Source organism: Pantoea sp. X-Soil-ISGK-285 (assembly GCF_059730815.1).
This window is the reverse complement of record NZ_AP035938.1, coordinates 1,715,715-1,734,531: the sequence shown is the minus strand read 5'-3', so window position 1 is coordinate 1,734,531 and position 18,817 is coordinate 1,715,715. Positions and strand designations below refer to the sequence as shown.

Sequence of the window (18,817 nt, the reverse complement as noted above, 5' to 3'; positions counted from 1 at the left end):
GAGAGCACATCAGCAATTTGCTCCCATTCATTAATTATTCTTGGCTTGGGATGAAACTTATCCATATTCAATGAGAACTCTTGATCTAAATTCATTCTTATCTCCACGGATTTGATAGTAAGTTAAACAATTCCTGTAATCTCTTCACTGATGATTCACGACATCCTTATTTTAAATCTTCTGCACCACATCATCTTCGTTAAGGAAAACTTCAAAATCCATATCTTTCGAACAATAACTAAGGAAAGACTTGCTTGTGTTCGTATCAGAATTGAGAGCAATACATCCGAACCCAACATCATCATGAGGATAAATAGCCACATTTTTTGATAAATTAATATAAAAACAGACCTGGCCAATTACTCCCGCGTGACACATTAACAATCGAGAAAGATCTTTGAAGTCATTAGCATCAAAACTCAACTTTAAAGAACTTGCAGGTAAACAGGAGTCCCCATATAGATAGCTTTCAAAATCATCATTCATAGGAAATACTAACCCTTTATCTTTTACATCCTCGTATAACTTCCCATATTTTTTTATAGTATCAACGTCATCCTCTCTTTCATCATTGAATGAAAGTGCAACCAGAATAATACCCTCATCACCACTAGCCCCGAAAAACCCCTCAAATAAATTGATTGCCTTATCAATTAAGTCATATGAAAAAGCACCTTTTTTTTCAAAATAACCAACCCAATTTTCTGACTGACTAAAACCAGAAAAATTGATATCACTTAGTGAAAAACTACTTGTCAACTTTGATAATTTTACCATCACTCATACCTATAGTTATTTTATGCCTTGGTTTTGGTGCTGACTTACCTATACCAACTTTCCATTCACCTTGCTTGTCACTATGCGAAGTATTACTTTTACTCCAAATTTCGTTAGTGTGGTTGTTCTTATAATCTCCTCCTTTAACTTTAATAAAGTCTTCCGGATGCGATGTTGGGGTTCTGACAATATCTCCTATTTCAGCGCTATTTACTTTTTTCTTAGGGTTATCCAGATGGCATTTGGAGAGCCCCAGCGGATCCACCCAACTCAACGGATTCGGCGCATACTGATAAAGGTTAACCCCACCAGCAAGCCCTATCGGATCCTGGCTCACAAACCTGCCCGCATCCGGATCATAATAGCGAAAGCGGTTATAGTGCAAACCTGTTTCCGCATCGAAGTACTGACCCTGATAGCGCAGCGGCTGATAGAACGGTTCTGCATTCTCCACTGCTGCCTGCTCTGTGCGCAGCGTATTGCCCCAGGCACGATAGACGGCACGCCAGACCACACTCCCATCAGCACCAGTCAACTCCCGTGGCAGGCCAGACACGTCGTTGTGATACCAGAAGATCTGAGCTTCATGCTCCGTTTCACCCTGCTGCAGACTTAGCTGCGCCAGCGGAGCAAAGCTGTCATCCTCATAAACCCAGATGTGCTGACGCGAGCCTCTCACCTCACTCAGCAGGCGATTGCCTTCCCAGATGAAGCGCGTGATACCAAAGGCATCGCGTTTCCAGCTTCGGCGGCCAAACGCATCATAGCCGTAGGTGGTTCGCTGCTCGGTCCCGTTGCGGGCGCTTACTGATTCGGTCAGCTGATGTTCAGCGTTCCAGATAAAGAGCTGATCTGTGTGGCGGCCACTCTGTTTGCGCGTCACATTACCGAAGCCGTCATAGGTCCAGCGCTTGTCTTCATAAACCCTGAGTCGGTTATCCTGTAAGGGCTGCGTCTGAGCCTCACTCAGCAGATTATGCGCCGGGTCAAAGGCGAAATGCTCATCACGCGCCCGCGTCATCCGTCCCAGCGCGTCATATTCGTAACGATAATCGCCCGTGTATTTATCTGTCATCTGCGTCAGTTGGCCATCGCGCCGCCAGACGTACTCGCGTGCCACCGCTGACTGCGCTCCACGACCCGCCCGCTGGCTTATCAGCCGTCCCATTTCGTCGTGAAGATATTCACTGGTGATTGCACCCTGAGTGCGGCGCACTTCACGGTGCAGGACGTCACGTTCGCTTTCGCTGATGACACGGTTACCAAAGTTCACCTGCACCCGATGCCCGCTGCCGTAGTAGAACTGCTTCAGTTCACGACCATCGGGTAAAGTGGTGTGCGTCCGGTTACCCAGCTCATCATAGCTGTGGCGCAGTTCATAACGATGACCCCGAACCAGCGTCCGCTCTGCGAGCAGTTGTCCGGCATCATCCCATTCGAGTTCAGAGCGTCCGCCGTGATTGACACCGGCCTTGAGGCGCCCCAGCTCATCGTAACGATAGCGGGTACGTTGCCATGTAGCATCTCCGCCGCGCGACACCAGTTTTTCCAGCAATCGTCCGGCCGGATCCCGTTGATAGTGCGAGTGAATTACTGACACGCTGCCATCGCCTTCTTCAATACGAGCAAGCAGCCAGCCACTGTCATCATATTCATAACGCGTTTTACAACCATCAAAGCCACGCTCCTCCACCCGGTTATCCCGGGCGTCGTAGCGGAATTTATATCGCGCACCGTTCTCATTAATCAGTGCGGTCAGGCGACGGGCCAGATCGTATTCGTAGCCAATGCTATGGCCGAGTGCATCAGTGCGTGATAACGGCAAGCCATCAGCGGCAAGCCTCCAGCGCGTAACCTGCCCCTGAGGATCCTGCCAGGCAATCAGACGTTTCCAGCGGTCAAACTCAAAGCTTTCCGTTCCACCATCGGCTTGCACAATACACTGAGGCAGGCCATTCCATCGGTTATAGAACAGCGTCTGGTTGCCTGCGGCATCCGTCTGCTGCTTCAGCCAGCCATATTTGTCATAGTCAAATGTCGCTGTGCGCCCAGAGCAGTCGGTATGACTGATAAGGAAGTTGGACTGGTTCCAGCAAAACTTTTGTACGCCCGCCGCAGCATCACGCACCCTGACCAGATTGCCACGGTCGTCATGGTTGTATTCCGTGATGCGTCCGATCTCATCCGTAAAGCGGATTAAGTTTCCTGCTGTGTCGTAGATAAATTCCCGCGAGCCGCCCAGCATGTTGGTCACACGGACCGGTGTGTTCCAGCGTTCGTGATAATCAAAACGTGTAGTCTGACCGTCCGGCTCAATGACTGCCGTACAGTTGCCGCGTTCATCATAGCGGTAACGCGTTATCCGGCCACACTGATCAGTAAGTTGTGTCATCTGACCGCGGACATTACGTTTGATACGAATGGTTCCTTCCATCGCATCCCGATAGCCGATAAGTTCCTGGTTATCGTCGAAGTCGTAACGTGTCACGCGTCCCAGAGCGTCAACAACCGTTGTGGTCTGACCGCCATACTCAAAACGCCATTCCCCGCCGAGGCTGTCACGATGTGCCAGAACTTTTCCTCCAGGGGAATATTTATCGTAATGATAAAAACACTCCATTTCGCCCGCACGACGATGCGCCACCATAATATGGTTACGGTAACGAAATTCACGCAGCACCTCATTGAGCTCGTTACGCACGGCAATCAGGTCACCCTGAGTTGAATAATCGTAGCGACACAGGGTTTCAGCATTCAGAGGATCGGAGGGATAACAGACGCTGACGCTGGTGATGCGGAAAAAAGCGATGCCCGCGTCCGATTCAAAACGTGAGAAGTTGATATTGAATCGACGGCCAGCGCTATCTTCAATCTGCACCGGCAGATGCCGGATATCATAACGGAGCATCAGCCGGTTGCCATGACGATCGCTGATGGCAGACAACAACCAGCGGTCAGATTCAACTTTATGACTGAAGTGCCAGTGCTGGCTTTCATCCGCGGCCGAAATACAAAATTCCTCAGGCTGCGGCTGCGAGAGGTAGAGTTGCTCATAGCGATGAAGCTGAGGCTGGCGGCCCGCTTCCGGATAGGGGAACTCAATTTCGCGACCCTGTTCATCCATTAAGACCAGCAGACCCGCTTTCCTGCGTACTTCCTGTGAAATGGGCAGTGACCAGCCCTGTCCCAGCCAGCCATTGCCGATTTCATCGGAAAAATAGTAGCGTTGCCAGTTAAGGGGGACCGAGGCTGGAAAAGAGAAATCATTATCTTCAGGGCCGAACAGCAGTTTGATCCCCAGTACAGGGTTAACCGGACTACCAATCGCCATATCGACCTGCGGCAGAGGCCTTGCCGGAATTTTGCATGGCTCAGTCTTTTTCTGCGCATGTCCTTTGTCACTGCCTCCCTTTTCACTGCCCGCTTTCTTAGCACTGATAACTTCATCAGCTTCTTTTTTGGTGGCTTTAGCTTCAGCTTGAGCGGCGGTTGTTTCAGCCTTGACGGCTGCTTTTTCTGCCAGTTCAGCACCTTCTTTTGCAATACCTTTGCCCACTTTCGCGGCTTCTACTGCTTTGCCAGCCTTTGCTGCCAGCTTACCGGCTTTAAATGCCGCCCCACCACCGGGTACAAAGTTAGCTGCCGCCGAAGCAGCTGAAAGTGCTGCGTTACCATAATCGCCTTCTGCGGTGTAAATGGCCGCGTTCGCGCCGTCAGCCACCGTGCCGACAATCGGAACTGCGCCTAACACGTCCAGACCGGTATGGACCCAGTCGCCATAACTGCTCCACCAGCTTTTCTTTTTCGGCGGGTTGGCACTGCCCGCCGCCACATGGCCTTGTGGCGCAGGCGCATATTGTAATTTACCAATCGTATTTCCGGTTGCCATTGGAGCTCCGTGCGAACATTTACAGGATGAAAAATAAAGTTATTGATAAAACGAATTTACCCGGAAATAAGTGATCACATCAGGCGGCGCAATAATATGAAAAGTCAGCCCAGTCTGAACTTGATCATTGCGGGAGTGAGGTGAGAATAAAAGCGCAGTAACCAGGGTTTGTCACAAAGGCTAGCCGATGCAGACTCAAAGAACTTATTCCGAATAGTGACAGTGACGCTGTTTTTTAGTCTGACTATAGTGGTATGGGTTAGTTGCACTAAAATCGTCTGACGATTTTAGTGCAACTAACCCATACCACTCAGCCTGTCCCAAAACCCTATGGGTTTGCTTGTGCCAGCGCTTTTATCTCTTTCAGCTTATCAATAGCTTTTACATTATCTTTATTTGTATTACTCATTACTTTATCCAGTAGCTGATTAAAAGTTACATTGTTAACATCAGTAATATTTGCATCAGCGCCATGATTTAGAAGGTATTCAACCTGATCATATTGCTCGCCATATATCCCTTCAAATATTGCCGTTTGTCCAAGACCATCTTTGGCATTGACGTCTGTACCAATCTCTACAAGATATTTTAGAGTCGGGAAGGCTTTTTCATTAGTTGCATAAAATATTATTGGCGTGCTTTTAAAGCTCGCATTTTTATCCATCCCTCCCTTAATCAATGCCTTGATAAAAATAGGGTCTGAATATCCCGCTGTATTAGTTGCCACAGATCCCATATCGGCAACGTATTGTAGAGGATCAGCGCCATGCTTTACTAAAACACTCATTACATTGAGTCTGTTAACGTCCTTTTTTGAAGCTTCACTGAGGGCATAATACAAAAACGTCAATCCCTTCTCACCAGGTTTATTAAGATCAGTCTGAGCTGATAATTTCTCCACCTCATCAACATTACCATCTTCAATTGCCTGCGCGAGTTGTAACTGGCTTCCTGAGAAATATTCTTCCGGATGGATCTTTTTCATATCACCACAAGCCTGTAATGTTAAAAACGAAAATAAAAAAAGCAAAAAAATCATCTTTCTTAGAATGTTCAAATTTTTCCTCCTGTAATCGTTGCTATATCGTGGCTCTTTTCTAACTCCAGACAATGTATCACCTGCTCCATGCCGTGCAACGTGACAGGATTGCCCTCTCCGCCGGATAGATTGTGCCTGATACCTAAAGAGTCGGGCGCCTTTCCTGCAATATACGCCTTCAATGCAGTCAGCCCAGGGCCATACTTCATTCCAAATTCCAGCAACCTTCCAGGACTATTCTCCTGAACATCAGTCAGTATCTCTCCTTTCACTCTGAATGCATCGATATTCTTTGCATCCCCGGAACCCGGTGAACCGGAATATCGTGAGACGGTATTTTTGTTTAATCCTGCAGCATTAAATGTCCACCCTTTAACCTTTCCCGCTTCTGATGCAGAAGACGCTAACCCACCGCCCAGAGAGTGCCCGACAACGTCAACGTTATCCGTTGTAGATAAACGCGAGCCGATCTTAACCGCCTGACTATAATAGCCCGTTTCTTTGTCAACTCCCTGATTGAAATTTGCCTTCCAGTCTTCAATCTCACTCTGCCTTGTACCTCGAAAAACCACAGATGTTTTCATATCATCGCCAAATACAGCCGGATCCGGCGCATAAACTCTGGCTCTGAAACCAGGAGAGCCGTCAGCATTAAGATTTTCAGGTTTCAAATTTATCTTCTTTAAAGCCTCTGAATCATTACTTATATCAGTCCATCCTTCAGGCATACCGGGGGTTGGTTCAGATGGTTCCCCTCCGTCATAGATTACTGAGGCTAAACGGGCTTTTTCAACGGCAGTGTTATCCAGTTCGAGACGATTTGCTGCAGCCTGCACATCCTTGTCGCTACTGTTCTTTCCCAATTCGATAAGATGCTTACGGTATTTCCATCTTTCACTTTTGGACATGCCGAGCATGCCTGGCAAGAAACTGCCATTCATGAAAAACATATCCTGAACTCTGATAATTCTGAAACCGCCTATGTTGGTATCAGGACTGTGTTCAATCGGCCAACAATTCCCCTCTACCGTTCCGCTGGTAACACCCTTGTTCGTTCCTGCTGCATCTCCAATCGTTTTGGGCACAAAACTTTGATTGAATACAAAGGCTGGATGACCATTAAATTTGACAGAATTAATTGTGGATGCAGATGAGTCAAGCGTGGTCTGTATGGGATAGGGAACCGGAGATTGCGATCCCGGCGTAAAACAAAGATCAGGTGCCATGCCTACTACTTTGTATGCACCATCTTTACGGGCAGCGTAATTTTCAGCCATTCGTTTTCACCTGGTGTAATTTCGCCAACAGACTCGGTGGTAAAGGCACAAACTGGCGTGAAGCAGAGTGACTATTATGGCTTGCGGCAAGCTCAAGCTGTTGCTGGCGTTGTTCCGCTTTGATGAAACGCAGTTCGGTCATCACCGACTCCATAAGTTCCGAAATTACAGTACGATAGCTACAATGTACTTTTCGCTCATTTAGGTCGATAACCAACGTATCAAGGACCATATCTTTTGCCACTCCAGCCCCTTTCTCCGTGGTAATAAATACAAAAAGTGACTCCACGGGTACCTGCAAATGAATTTGCTGATTCTCAATCACACGGGATGAAATAAAATAACGCAGCGTTACAGGTACACTTTTGAGTGGTTCCGGTAAGGGAAATTGCATTAAGGGATGCGCGCCATTCCAGTAAGCAAAGTTAAAATCCTGCGGCAGCAAAGGATGACGCTCTTTTCGCCATTTTTCATCGTAACGTCCTGCCAGTTCAATCCTTCCTTGCCAGCCCCGGCCAAAAAAGCCAAAACCCGCAGGTGATGACTTTTGATCAATTTTTTGTACTGGCTGTGTTGGCCACTCGATCTGTGGGGCTGTCAGGCGCTGGGCGTTCAGGTTTTTCAGTACTTCGGGAGGATACCATCCCATCCCAACACTGTTTACCGGAGAGGCAATAATTTTTTCACCTTCTAAGGAGTAGAATCCCCCCGCGGCGTATTCGTAGCGAAGATCCAGCGATGTTATCGGTTGAGATTCACTTAGCTGCCAGGTCGCAATCATCTTTCGCCATTCACGCGGTCCATTAATTTTAATGAGACGGGTAAAATCCCCCAACTGAACGCCAGCGGTAAAACTTTTCACCGGCTTATCTTCAGGTGCCCAGGCCGTCGCATTAATGACCACATCCAGGCGTGGTTTATAGGGAGCTAAATCGCTTTCAAATCGGACACTACTCCGGCCCTGCTCAGCAAAATAACTATCCTGCTCAACCAGTTCCCCCTGATCCTCACAGAGAACCAGTTCACCACTTTTTATATCCAGATCATAGCTAAGACGGGCAACGACTGTTGAAAAGCCATGGTCGTGTTGATCTAAGGAATCAAAGAGTAATGCAGGAAAGGCAGTTAAATTGGCAAAGTTTTCCATAATCAGTTGATGTCTATCTGTGTTCCGTCGATATCAATCACCTTCTCACCGACCAGCTTGATCTTGTTCGCGCTGATGGTGATGGTGCCATTCTGCTCAAGCACAATCATCGATTCGCCACATACCATGGTGATTTTGTCTTCGGCACTGAACTCCGCAGTAGTCCCGGCAGTCAATGCCATATCCCGCCCGGTATTGAGCGAATATTTCATGCCGACATGGTGTGCCTGCATTCCGCCGACATTAGTCATCCAGCCGCCACCAACGTTTAGCATGTATGCCGCGCCAATATTGGTGTTCTGCGCCAGACCGACATTGAGCATTGAAGCCAGTGCAATGGTTTCAGCTTTCGCCCTATCCACTTTCAGTGTCTGGTTGCCATTAATCGTTACCGACTGATTCTGACCAATCCGCACTTTCTCATTCTGATCGACTATTTCAGTGCGGTTACTGTGTACAGTGATTGTTTCATTACCATCCACCGTTTCAGTACGATTCTGATGAACGGTAATGGTTTCATTTTGATCAACCGTTTCTGTGCGATTTTTCTTCACCTCGGTGGTTTCATTGCCGCCGATGGTTTTAGTCCGGTTGCTGCCGACGCTGTGGGTTTCATTGTTCTCAACCTCAGTGTCCATGTTCTTCTCGGCATGCAGCCAGACCTGTTCCTCACCCGACTTATCCTCAAACCTCAGCGCGTTCGCGGTGTCCGCCGTGCCATCCTTCGACCGGCTCAGAAAGCCCATCTGCGTCGCCGCTGCCGGCAGCGCCCACGGCGGCATGCTTGCCTCGTTGTAAACCCGGCCGATGATCAGCGGACGATCCGGATCGCCGTTGATGAAGTCCACCACCACTTCGTCGTTCACTCGCGGGATCTGCACCCCGCCAAATCCCTGGCCCGCCCAGGCGCTGGAGACGCGCACCCAGCAGGAGCTGGTATCGTCGCCCTTCGCCAGCCGGTCCCAGTGAAACTTCACCTTCACCCGCCCATAGCGGTCGGTCCAGATCGACTCGCCTTTGGGTCCCACCACCTTCGCCGTCTGCGGGCCGTGCGTTTTCGGCCACGCCGTTTCCGGCGGCGTGCGGTAGGTCACTGACGACGGCAGCACCGTGAAGTGGATGTTGTGACGGCTGTCGCCGGTGTCGCCGCTGGCGTAACTGTTTTCGGCAAAGTCATAGGTCGCCGAGGTCACCAGATACTCGCCGTTGTCGCTGAAGTGCGGCGCGTTGATGATCGAGAAGGTAAAGCCCGGCGCGATGCCGGTGGCCGTGCCCGACCCGCTGACGCTGTGGTGCTCGGCCTGCCACACTTCCTGACGGATGCGCGCGTAGGACTCACCGTGGCTGTGGTCGACAAAATGGCCCGGCCAGTCGTAAACGTCCACCGAGCCCGGCACCGGCGACGCCGGATTCTGCCGCGCCTGCAGCATCCAGGCGTTCGGCTTGCGGAAGTCGTAGTCGTCGGTGCTGTAGATGCCCGGCGTCACGCTTTCCGCCAGCGACCACTGGCTGATGCCCTCTTCAGTGACCACGCCGCCCGACGGGGTGACGTGATAGGCAATGGTCTCATAGCCCGGAAACGCCTGATGCTGGTCCGGCGCGTCGCACAGCACCAGCGTGTGTTTGTCCGCCTCGTGGCGGAAGAAGTAGTAAATCCCCTCCAGCTCCATCAGGCGGCTGATAAAGTCCAGGCTGCTCTCCTGATACTGCACGCAGTACTCCCACACCCGGTAGCTGCCCGCCAGGCGCGTCTCCACATTGACCCCGTACTCCTTCAGCAGCGTCTGCACAATCTGCGGCACCGTCTGGCTCTGGAAGATGCGCAGGTTGCGGTCGCGCTTCATCGGCCACAGATCAGGCTCGACCGTCAGCTCATAGATCGCGTAGCGGGTGCCGCTCAGCTCCTGGCTGCGCACCGCCACCCGGGTGATTTTGCCGTTAAGGTAGCGCGGGCTCAGCGCGTTCATCAGCCCGTCGGTCGGCAGCGTAAACGTCACCGGCTTCCCCAGCAGGGCGTGGCGGTCGATGCGCGCGTCGGTGGCCAGCAGTTCAGCGGTGAGCACAAACGGACGGGACAGCGTCTCGGTGCCCTTAAGCGTATGGAACAGCAGGCCGTCCGCCGGCAGCTGTGCGGTAATGCGTGAGAACATAAGTAATCCCTGACTATTAACTGTGTGGATCGAGCAACCAGACACCTTCTTCACTGATGTTCAGCGTTTGTTCGCGGGTGCCACTCTGGCCGCTGATGGCAAAGGTGTAGTTGCCCGGTGCCAGTTGCAGCGTGGCGAAGCCATTCACCGCCGGCACCAGCGCCTGCGGCTGACCGTTCACCTGAACGCGTTCACCCTGCTGCAGACGGATATAGACCTGGGCGACCGGCGCGGGCGGTGGTGCCGGTTGTGGATCGGGTTCACGTGCGGCGGTCTGCACCGGCTCAGCAGTCTGAGCCGGAGTGCTGGCAACCGTATCCGGTGAGGCGTCAGCCTGGGTCGGTGGCGCGGCAACCGGCTGGTTAACCGGCGCGACGGTGACGGCAGGCGCGTCGTTCTGTGCGGTCTCAGCCGGCGGTGACTGTTCGTTACCGCGTGACATCAGCAGACCGGCGCCCAGGCCGACCAGCACGCCAGCGGCAACCAGGCCTGGCAGTGCAAAGCGGTGTTCCAGCAGCGTTTTCAGTTTCGAGGCGGGTTTGATCACCTCCTCTTCTTCTTCAATCGGCACCAGCATGGTGCCCGGCCCGCTGATTTTTGCGCTAAGCAGCGGTTCCGGTTCACGTTCCGGCAGCGCCATCAGCGCAGCAAAATCATCAATGCTCTGCGGACGATCTTCCGGTTTCAGCGCCAGCGCGCGATCGACGGCGCTGAGTAGTGCAGTCGAGTAGCCTGCCAGACGACGCTGCACCAGCGGCTGGTAGTTATCTTCGATGCTGCGCACCACGCTGACCGGCGGTGGCGCACCGGTGATCAGGGTATGCAGCACCGCGCCCAGCGCGTAAATATCGGTCCACGCGCCCTGCTCACTCTCATCATTGTCGCTGTACTGCTCAATCGGCGCATAGCCGGGACGCAGCATCGTCTCGCTCTCATCCGACAGATTGCCGATGGTTTTACGCGCCGACCCGAAGTCCAGCAGGATCGGCTCCCCGCTGCTCTGGATCTGGATGTTATCCAGCGAGATATCGCGGTGCAGATAGCCCGCTTCATGGATGGTTTTGATCGCGCCCAGCAGCGGTGGCAACATGCGACGGATCCAGGCCTCATTTACCGACTGCGGATTACGTTCGCTGAAGTTCGAGAGTGTGGTGCCGCTGTAGAACACCGTGCCCATGTAGGCGGTGTCGTTCTGCACCCAGAAACGCAGTACGTGCAGCAGGTTGGGATGGTTAAAGCGCGCCAGCAGCCGCGCCTCCTGGATAAAGCTGTTCAGTCCGGCGTGAAAGGTTTTGCTGAACCGTTCGCTGCGCAGCACCAGGTTGAGGTCATCGCTGCGCACTGCCAGTGAGGCGGGCATAAACTCTTTGATGGCGATATCACGTTCCAGCTGGTGATCCCAGGCGCGATAGACGATGCCAAAGCCGCCACCGCCGATGACCTCTTTGATTTCAAACTCATTGAAGCGGTAACCCAGCGGCAAGGCGTTGGGGACATTCAGGGGTTGATCATGTTCCGACATATTCGATTACTCTCTGATAGCCAGGCTTTAAACCGCGAACTGGCAGACAAATTCACCCTGCTCACAACGCACATCGACGCGGCGATAGCGTTCATCACGGGCGTGGGCGCTCAGCAGGATCTGGCTCATCTGTGGCAACAGCGTGTTGGTAAGGATGGCATCCACCATGCGACCGCCCGACTCTACCTCGGTGCAGCGCTGAACGATCTGGCTCACCACCGACTCGTCGATCTGCGCTTCAATGCCGTGGTTCTCGGCCAGACGACGCACAATGCGCGCCAGCTGCAGCCGCACAATCTCCGCCAGCATCGCATCGCTGAGCGGGTAGTAAGGCACCACCAGCAGGCGGCCCAGCAGCGCAGGCGGGAACACCTCCAGCAGCGGCTTACGCAGCGCGGTGCTCAGAGCATCGGGATCGGGCATCAGTTCAGGATCGGCACACATCGCGCTGATTAACTGCGTTCCGACATTGGAGGTCAGAATGATGATGGTGTTGCGGAAATCGATGTGCCGGCCTTCGCCATCCTCCATCCAGCCTTTATCAAACACCTGGAAGAAGAGCTCATGCACATCCGGATGGGCTTTCTCAATCTCATCCAGCAGCACCACACTGTAGGGACGACGGCGAACGGCTTCGGTCAGCACGCCGCCCTCGCCGTAGCCGACGTAGCCCGGCGGTGCGCCTTTCAGCGTCGAGACGGTGTGCGCTTCCTGAAACTCACTCATGTTGATGGTGATGATGTTCTGCTCGCCGCCGTACAGCGACTCGGCCAGCGCCAGCGCGGTCTCGGTTTTACCGACGCCGGAAGGGCCGCACAGCATAAACACGCCGACCGGCTTGTTGGGATTATCAAGACGCGCGCGCGAGGTGCGTACCCGTCTGGCGATCAGATCCAGACCGTGACGCTGGCCGATGACCCGCTGGTTCAGGGTGTCGGCCAGATTCAGCACCGCGTCGATCTCATTCTTCACCATTCTGCCCAGCGGAATGCCGGTCCAGTCCGACACCACGGCAGCCACCACGCCCGCATCGACGGCGGCAAACAGCAGCGGCGTGTCGCCCTGCAGCGCAGTAAGCTGCTGCTGCGTCGCATCACGCTGTTCACGCAGCGCCGCATCCTCTTCTGTCACACAGCGGGCGCGCAACGCAATCAGTGTCTCGACCAGTTCGCGCTCCTGCAGCCAGCGCTGTTGCAGCGCTTCCCGCTCGGCTTCCAGCGCAGTGCGCTGCGCTGCAATCGCCTGCTGGCGGGTGGCGTCGCCCAGGCCCACCCGGATTTCACGTTCGATGATCTCCGCTTCAATCTCCAGCGCCGCCAGACGGTGAAGACAATCTTCCAGCGCCGCGGGCTGCGCGCCCTGGCTAACTGCCACGCGGGCGCAGGCGGTATCCAGCAGCGCCACCGCTTTGTCAGGCAGCTGGCGCGCCGGAATGTAGCGATGCGACAGTTTCACCGCCGCACTGACCGCATCATCCAGCAGCAGCACCCGATGATGTTTCTCCAGCGCGCTGACGGTGCTGCGCAGCATCAGAATCGCTTTGGCTTCATCCGGCTCCTGCACCTGCACGGTCTGGAAGCGACGGGTCAGCGCTGGATCTTTCTCGATGTACTTTTTGTATTCGGCCCAGGTGGTCGCGCCAATGGTGCGCAGCTGTCCACGTGCCAGCGCCGGTTTCAGCAGGTTGGCGGCATCACCGGTGCCCTGCTGACCGCCTGCCCCGACCAGGGTGTGGATCTCATCAACAAACAGCACAATCGGCGTCGGGCTGGACTGCACCTCATTGATCAGCGCCTGCAGTCGCGCTTCAAACTCCCCTTTCATGCCGGCACCCGCCTGCAGCATGCCGATGTCCAGCAGCCAGAGCTGCACATCGCGTAGCGGCGCAGGCACATCGCCCGCCGCGATACGCAGCGCGAGGCCTTCGACCACCGCGGTTTTGCCGACGCCCGCTTCGCCGGTCAGCAGCGGGTTGTTCTGGCGGCGACGCATCAGGATATCGACCATCTGGCGGATTTCGTCGTCACGTCCGGTTACCGGATCAATGCGGCCTTCACGGGCGCGCGCCGTCAGGTCCTGCGCATATTGTGCCAGCGTGCTGCCACTGGCGGCGGGCGGTGCACCGCCAGCATCCGCCGGTGCGCTCAGCGCCTGCTGCGCTTCTTTGCTATTGCCGAGCAGCGTGTCGAATTCCGCCAGCAGCGCATCGGCGTTGACGCGGCTGAACTGACCGGAGATGCCTTTCAGCACGCTGGCCAGGTTGAAGGTTTTCAGCATGCCGATCAGCAGATGGCCGCCGCGAATGCGGGTCGCGCCATATTTCAGCGAGGCGTAAACCCACGCCCGTTCAACGGCACTGTCGATATGCTCGGAGAGGTCGGAGACCGCACTGGCACCGCGCGGCAGGCGATCCAGCGCGGCAACGATGTCCTGAGTCAGGGCCTTTTCATCCAGTGAAAAATGTGTGATGACCTGCTGTAAGTCGCCATCCTGCTGCTGCATCAGCTGATGCAGCCAGTGCACCAGCTCAACATAGGGATTGCCGCGCAGTTTGCAAAAGGCGGTGGCGCTTTCCAGCGAGGTAAATAACAGCGTATCCAGTTTGCCGAATAGCACGGCACGGCTGATTTCTGACATAGGGGGCTCTCTTCAATGAAAGACGCAGGCTGTGTAACAGGAAAAGCGGCTGGGCTAGCGCGAAGCAGCCTCAACCTCAAACATAAAATCTTCACGATCTTGCGGCTGCGGCGCATGCCCCAGCCAGCTGGTATAGCCGAGTCGGGCAGTGCCACCCAGCGCCACACCCTGTACCTCGTCAGCGGCCAGGATCAGGCTGAGATCCCACTGCATTTCGATGCCGAGGTAGTGACGCACCCAGTCGCGTACTTCACGCGCGCCGGGGGCATCGGGCAGAAAACGGGCATACTGCGCGGCGCTGAGCGGTCCCAGGTGCAGGCGAAAACGGTGCTGCACGTCGCGCACCGCCACGCCGAGAAACGCAGAAGCGCCCAGCCGGGGCATATGGCGTCCCGCGCACAGCCGGGCCTGATCGCGGCTGTCCAGCGTCAGCCAGTGCGGCAGGTTCTGCGTCAGCCTGACCGGCACGCCAAAGTAGTGGCGCAGAATGCGCACCAGCCCTTCGGCATCGTGGCCGTGACGGCTGAGGTGACCCACCAGCATCAGCCGGGCATGGAGGCTGAGCGAGCTGGCCTGCTGCTGGGCCGGTAAGCCGATGCCCGCCAGGCAGGCGAGATAGTTCAGAAAGCGACTGTCGTCGGGGCGATCCAGCGACACGGTCGGCTGCGCATCGGCCCAGGCACGATAAAAAAGCAGCGTGGCGCGATGGTGAAACAGGTCAGCAAACGCCGACAGGCTGTGATCCTGATGATGCACGATACGTTCATGCACATATTCGGTCAGATGGGTCGGCAGCGGGCCGTTGGGGCCAAACAGGCCGAAGCTGTAGATGGAGAGCTCATGACGTCCCGCCTCGTCACGCGGCGTGGCATTGGCGACGGTGGCGGGCGCAAACGCCAGTGACGGCGTCTGACCAATACGCACCGATTCGAACTTCGGCAGCGGCGCACGGCCCAGCGGATAGCGCTGACCGCCCTGCGCATCCAGCCGCCGCAGCAGCTGGAACAGATCGTAGCGCCACGGCGCGGCCATCACCCGCTGCCAGAAATCATCCGGCAGACGGGTGAGCCGGGGCAGCGAAATCACCTTTTCGCCACTCATATCAGCGCTTTCCGGCCCATGCGCGGCGGCCAGTAGCCCACTTCTCCGCGCTGCTGGCTGTTCAGGGTGAACTCCGTGAAACTGTTGAGCGCCACGAGGCGGCCACAGACCCGCTCCAGCACGCTGCCGAACAGCCACGGGCTGGCACCCGAAAACGCCTGCTCATCTACTTCCAGCGTGATGCTGACGCCGCGCGCAAACACCACCGGACCCGGTTCCGGCACGCGGCGGTTGACCGCGCTGAGCGTACAGTGGCGGATGCCGTCAATCTGACGTGCGACCGGCGCTTCCGCCAGGTTGGCGTAGAGGCTCAGCAGCTGGCGCAGCGCCGCCGCGCCTTCTCCGTCGCTGCTGTCCATCAGGCTGAGGTAGTTCATCTGCAGATGGCTGATCAGCCGCCACGCGGAAAGTCCCTCGGCCAGCGCCGGACGCGGAGGCGTCGGCCCTTTGCACAGCTTCAGCTCCGATACCGGAATGGAGTCCGGCATCACGAAATTACCCTGATCCTGCTGCAGCATCAGCGGCAGATCGCGGCTGGTGCACATCACGTCAGCGGAGAGATAGCGCACCTCGTCGTGCCACGGCGCGTGATGCTCATCCACCAGCGACAGAAAGACTTCTGAACCGATATAGCCGGTGCGCGTACCGTAGCGCTGCGCCTGCTCTGACAGCGTGCGCTGTTCGCGGCGCAGTGAAAAATAGGCACCGTAATCGCCCTGGTCACCGCTGAAGGTGCTCCAGAACGGACGGAAAACCTGCTCTTCCCGCTTGCCCTCTACCGTAGCGAACAGCCGCTGTACCGAGTGCACCTCATAATCCAGCGGCCGGATGTTATCTACCACCAGATGATATTCATGCTGGCTGTCGCTGACCTTCAGGCGCTCGGCGGTTTTCGGAAACAGATTGATGACAGGCGTGCAGTGCAGCGCCAGATGGCTGTGATCGACCACGCTTTCCAGCGCGCTGTCCGCTTTATCGAGCAGAATGATGATGTCGAACGCCATGGCGTTGTCGCAGCGGCGCAGAAACGGGGCCAACTGGCTCAAACTGATAAACTGGAAGCGCGCCGGAAAGGCGAAATACTCCTGCAACAGACGATAGCCGTCAAAGTTGCGCAGATCGTCCGGCAGCAGCGCCTGTTCGGGCGCAAAGCCCTGCTGCTGTAACGCGTCATCTGTCAGCACCTGACGCTGTGGCCGCTTCTCTACCGACTGCAGCACGATGCCCACCCGGTGCTGCATCAGCAACTCCAGCAGTTTAAGCGCCTGGATATCCGGGCCGCTGAGAAACAGCATCAAATCGTCCACGCTGAGCTGACTGAGCGAGGAGATCCCTTCGCAGCTGATGCGGATACGCAGCGCACTGACCGCGCCCAGACCGCCGAGTTTCAGCTCGCCAGAGGGCAGATCGCCGGGCACGCCGCCGAGACTGGCTTCACTGATGCGCAGCGGATGCAGTACCACATCGTGCGCGGTGGTGTAGCTGCAGGTCACGCCGGTTTTTTTCAGGTTCTGGCTCTCCATCATGGTGCCGCGCGGCACGCGAAAGCCCTGGGTGATGTCGCCTTTGCGGCTGTCCGGCGTCAGCTGAGCGATCGCCATTGACGGCGTTGGCGAGAGATAGGATGGCGCAATCATCTCCAGCAGACGCTGCGAGAAACGCGGAAACTCCGCATCCATCTTCAGCTGCACGCGCGACGTCAGGAAGGCAAAACCTTCCATCAGCCGCTCGACATAGGGGTCCGCCACGTCAATGCCACGCATGCCAAGACGTCCTGCCACTTTAGGGTAGCGCGCAGCGAACTCGGCCCCCATCTCACGCAGGTAGGCGAGTTCACGGTTGTAATAGTCGAGCAGATTGCTGTCCATGATTACCCTGCATCCTGTAGTTCGAAATGGCCGCTCTCCAGATCAACCTGAGTGCGGAACAGAAACGCCAGCGGATAAGGCACGCACCAGAGCCGCCCTTTGATCTCAATCGACAGCACGTTGTGCAGGCTGAGCGAGCCGAGATCGCTGACGCAGCGCACCTGTAAACCCTGCGGCAGGATGCGCGGCTCGAAGTGCAGAATGGCGTTGGTCATTTTGCGCTGCATATCCTGCCATTCGATATCGGAGACGTTCTGCCCGGCCAGCGGTGCCACACCGAAGTTCCAGACAGAGCGCTGCACCTGGTCAAAGCCGCTGAGATCCTGCTGCGCTTCATTGTTGATGGTGTTGAACAGCCACTGCAGATCGCGCAGTACGTGGCGGCGCAGCGTGCTGTGAGTGATCAGCATGCTGTTGTCCGCTTCCTGCTGTTTATCCGGCGCGTTGTCGGTCAGGCGATCCAACAGCGAGGATTGCAGCTTGTCGCGGGCGGTTAACGCATCGCGTTTTTTACGCGCGCGAAAGCCGCCATGCAGCTGGGCATAGCCGTCGTTTTGCGCGCCTGAATCATGGCTCATCGGCGGACTCAACGCTGTCAAACGCGATCTGCTGCAGGCTCAGCAGCGAAAATTCCGCGCTGTCGCTGAGCCACATTTTTTGCCCCTGACCGATGAACTGGTCCGGATCGTCGCCCAGTGGCTGCCATTCGGTGACGCTGGCGCGCAGAAAACGTTCGTCAGATGCCGCCAGCAACGGATAGCGCGCCGGGATCTGGCACACCTGCTCACTGCCATCAACCAGCTGCACACGCGTGTGACGCCACACCAGATCGGTGACGCTGGCGGGTGCCTGAAACTGCATCTCACGAATGGCGGCAAACGGGATCCAGTAATAACGGCCCTGACTGATGACTTCACACACTGGCCCGAAACGGCTGTCGCCATCCATCAGCCAGCTGAATGCGGTGGGCTGATCCTGCTGCGTCGCGGTGCCGGGGTTGGCCGCCGCGAGCTCAAGCGCTTCAGCCCGCAGCGTGCTGCCGCGCGCGACATCACCCGCCGTTTCGGCCTGCAAGGCGGCCAGCAGCGTGTCGCACCAGTGCCAGGCGCTGCCCGGCAGCACCGGGTCGGCCTGGCCACGCAGCACCGCGTCACGCTGCAGCTCACCGGCGATCGCCTGTTGCAGCAGATTAACTGTCGGTTGCGCCTGCGGGCTTAACGCCAGCCAGGATTGCAGCTGCGTCTGCGCGCGCGCCCAGTTGCCTGAAAGACAGAGCAGCTGCACAAAGGCGGCCCGCAGGTCAGCATTCGCCGGATTCGCCTGAATCTGGCGGGTCACGTCAGCGAGCGTCTCGCCGAGGGTGGCGCTGGCCAGACGGTGTTGTAAGGATTCCATGCAAACTCCTTTTGC

12 protein-coding genes are annotated in these 18,817 nt (G+C 55.8%); all 12 read right to left on the bottom strand.

What is annotated here, in order from left to right:
• Positions 1-171: 171 nt before the first annotated feature.
• The 12 genes from AC6I8B_RS08275 to AC6I8B_RS08220 all read right to left on the bottom strand — a co-directional run bounded on the left by AC6I8B_RS08275 (position 172) and on the right by AC6I8B_RS08220 (position 18,802).
• Positions 172-777 (bottom strand): hypothetical protein, encoded by a 606-nt coding sequence (locus AC6I8B_RS08275; RefSeq protein WP_010246040.1) that lies wholly within the window; start codon positions 775-777, stop codon positions 172-174.
• Positions 749-4,666 (bottom strand): RHS repeat-associated core domain-containing protein, encoded by a 3,918-nt coding sequence (locus AC6I8B_RS08270; protein WP_497817696.1) that lies wholly within the window; start codon positions 4,664-4,666, stop codon positions 749-751. The genes AC6I8B_RS08275 and AC6I8B_RS08270 overlap by 29 nt, the downstream gene beginning before the upstream one ends.
• A gap of 328 nt (positions 4,667-4,994) precedes the next feature.
• Positions 4,995-5,723 carry an ankyrin repeat domain-containing protein gene (locus tag AC6I8B_RS08265; RefSeq protein WP_232526424.1) on the bottom strand — a complete coding sequence of 243 codons (729 nt, stop codon included), beginning with the start codon at positions 5,721-5,723 and terminating at the stop codon, positions 4,995-4,997.
• Positions 5,720-6,982, bottom strand: a complete 1,263-nt coding sequence (locus tag AC6I8B_RS08260) for a Tle-like phospholipase domain-containing protein (RefSeq protein ID WP_157351905.1) — start codon at positions 6,980-6,982, stop codon at positions 5,720-5,722. Before AC6I8B_RS08260 ends, AC6I8B_RS08265 begins: the two co-directional genes overlap by 4 nt.
• Positions 6,975-8,129: a DUF2169 family type VI secretion system accessory protein gene (locus AC6I8B_RS08255; RefSeq protein WP_010246052.1), complete on the bottom strand. Its 1,155-nt coding sequence runs from the start codon at positions 8,127-8,129 to the stop codon at positions 6,975-6,977. Before AC6I8B_RS08255 ends, AC6I8B_RS08260 begins: the two co-directional genes overlap by 8 nt.
• Before the next feature lie 2 nt (positions 8,130-8,131).
• Positions 8,132-10,279, bottom strand: a complete 2,148-nt coding sequence (locus AC6I8B_RS08250) for a type VI secretion system Vgr family protein (protein ID WP_497817695.1) — start codon at positions 10,277-10,279, stop codon at positions 8,132-8,134.
• Positions 10,280-10,295: 16 nt separating this feature from the next.
• Positions 10,296-11,801: a serine/threonine protein kinase gene (locus AC6I8B_RS08245; protein WP_157351903.1), complete on the bottom strand. Its 1,506-nt coding sequence runs from the start codon at positions 11,799-11,801 to the stop codon at positions 10,296-10,298.
• 27 nt (positions 11,802-11,828) lie between these two features.
• Complete coding sequence (tssH, locus tag AC6I8B_RS08240; RefSeq protein ID WP_157351901.1) at positions 11,829-14,438, bottom strand: type VI secretion system ATPase TssH; 2,610 nt, start codon at positions 14,436-14,438, stop codon at positions 11,829-11,831.
• Positions 14,439-14,492: 54 nt separating this feature from the next.
• Positions 14,493-15,539, bottom strand: coding sequence for a type VI secretion system baseplate subunit TssG (tssG, locus tag AC6I8B_RS08235; RefSeq protein ID WP_157351900.1), 1,047 nt, complete (start codon positions 15,537-15,539; stop codon positions 14,493-14,495).
• On the bottom strand, positions 15,536-17,407 hold the full coding sequence (gene tssF, locus AC6I8B_RS08230) for a type VI secretion system baseplate subunit TssF (RefSeq protein ID WP_010669908.1): 1,872 nt from the start codon (positions 17,405-17,407) through the stop codon (positions 15,536-15,538). The genes tssG and tssF overlap by 4 nt, the downstream gene beginning before the upstream one ends.
• 2 nt (positions 17,408-17,409) lie before the next feature.
• Positions 17,410-17,985, bottom strand: a complete 576-nt coding sequence (tssE, locus tag AC6I8B_RS08225) for a type VI secretion system baseplate subunit TssE (protein ID WP_010246069.1) — start codon at positions 17,983-17,985, stop codon at positions 17,410-17,412.
• Positions 17,975-18,802, bottom strand: a complete 828-nt coding sequence (locus AC6I8B_RS08220; protein ID WP_157351899.1) for a type VI secretion system accessory protein TagJ — start codon at positions 18,800-18,802, stop codon at positions 17,975-17,977. Before AC6I8B_RS08220 ends, tssE begins: the two co-directional genes overlap by 11 nt.
• Positions 18,803-18,817 lie beyond the last annotated feature (15 nt).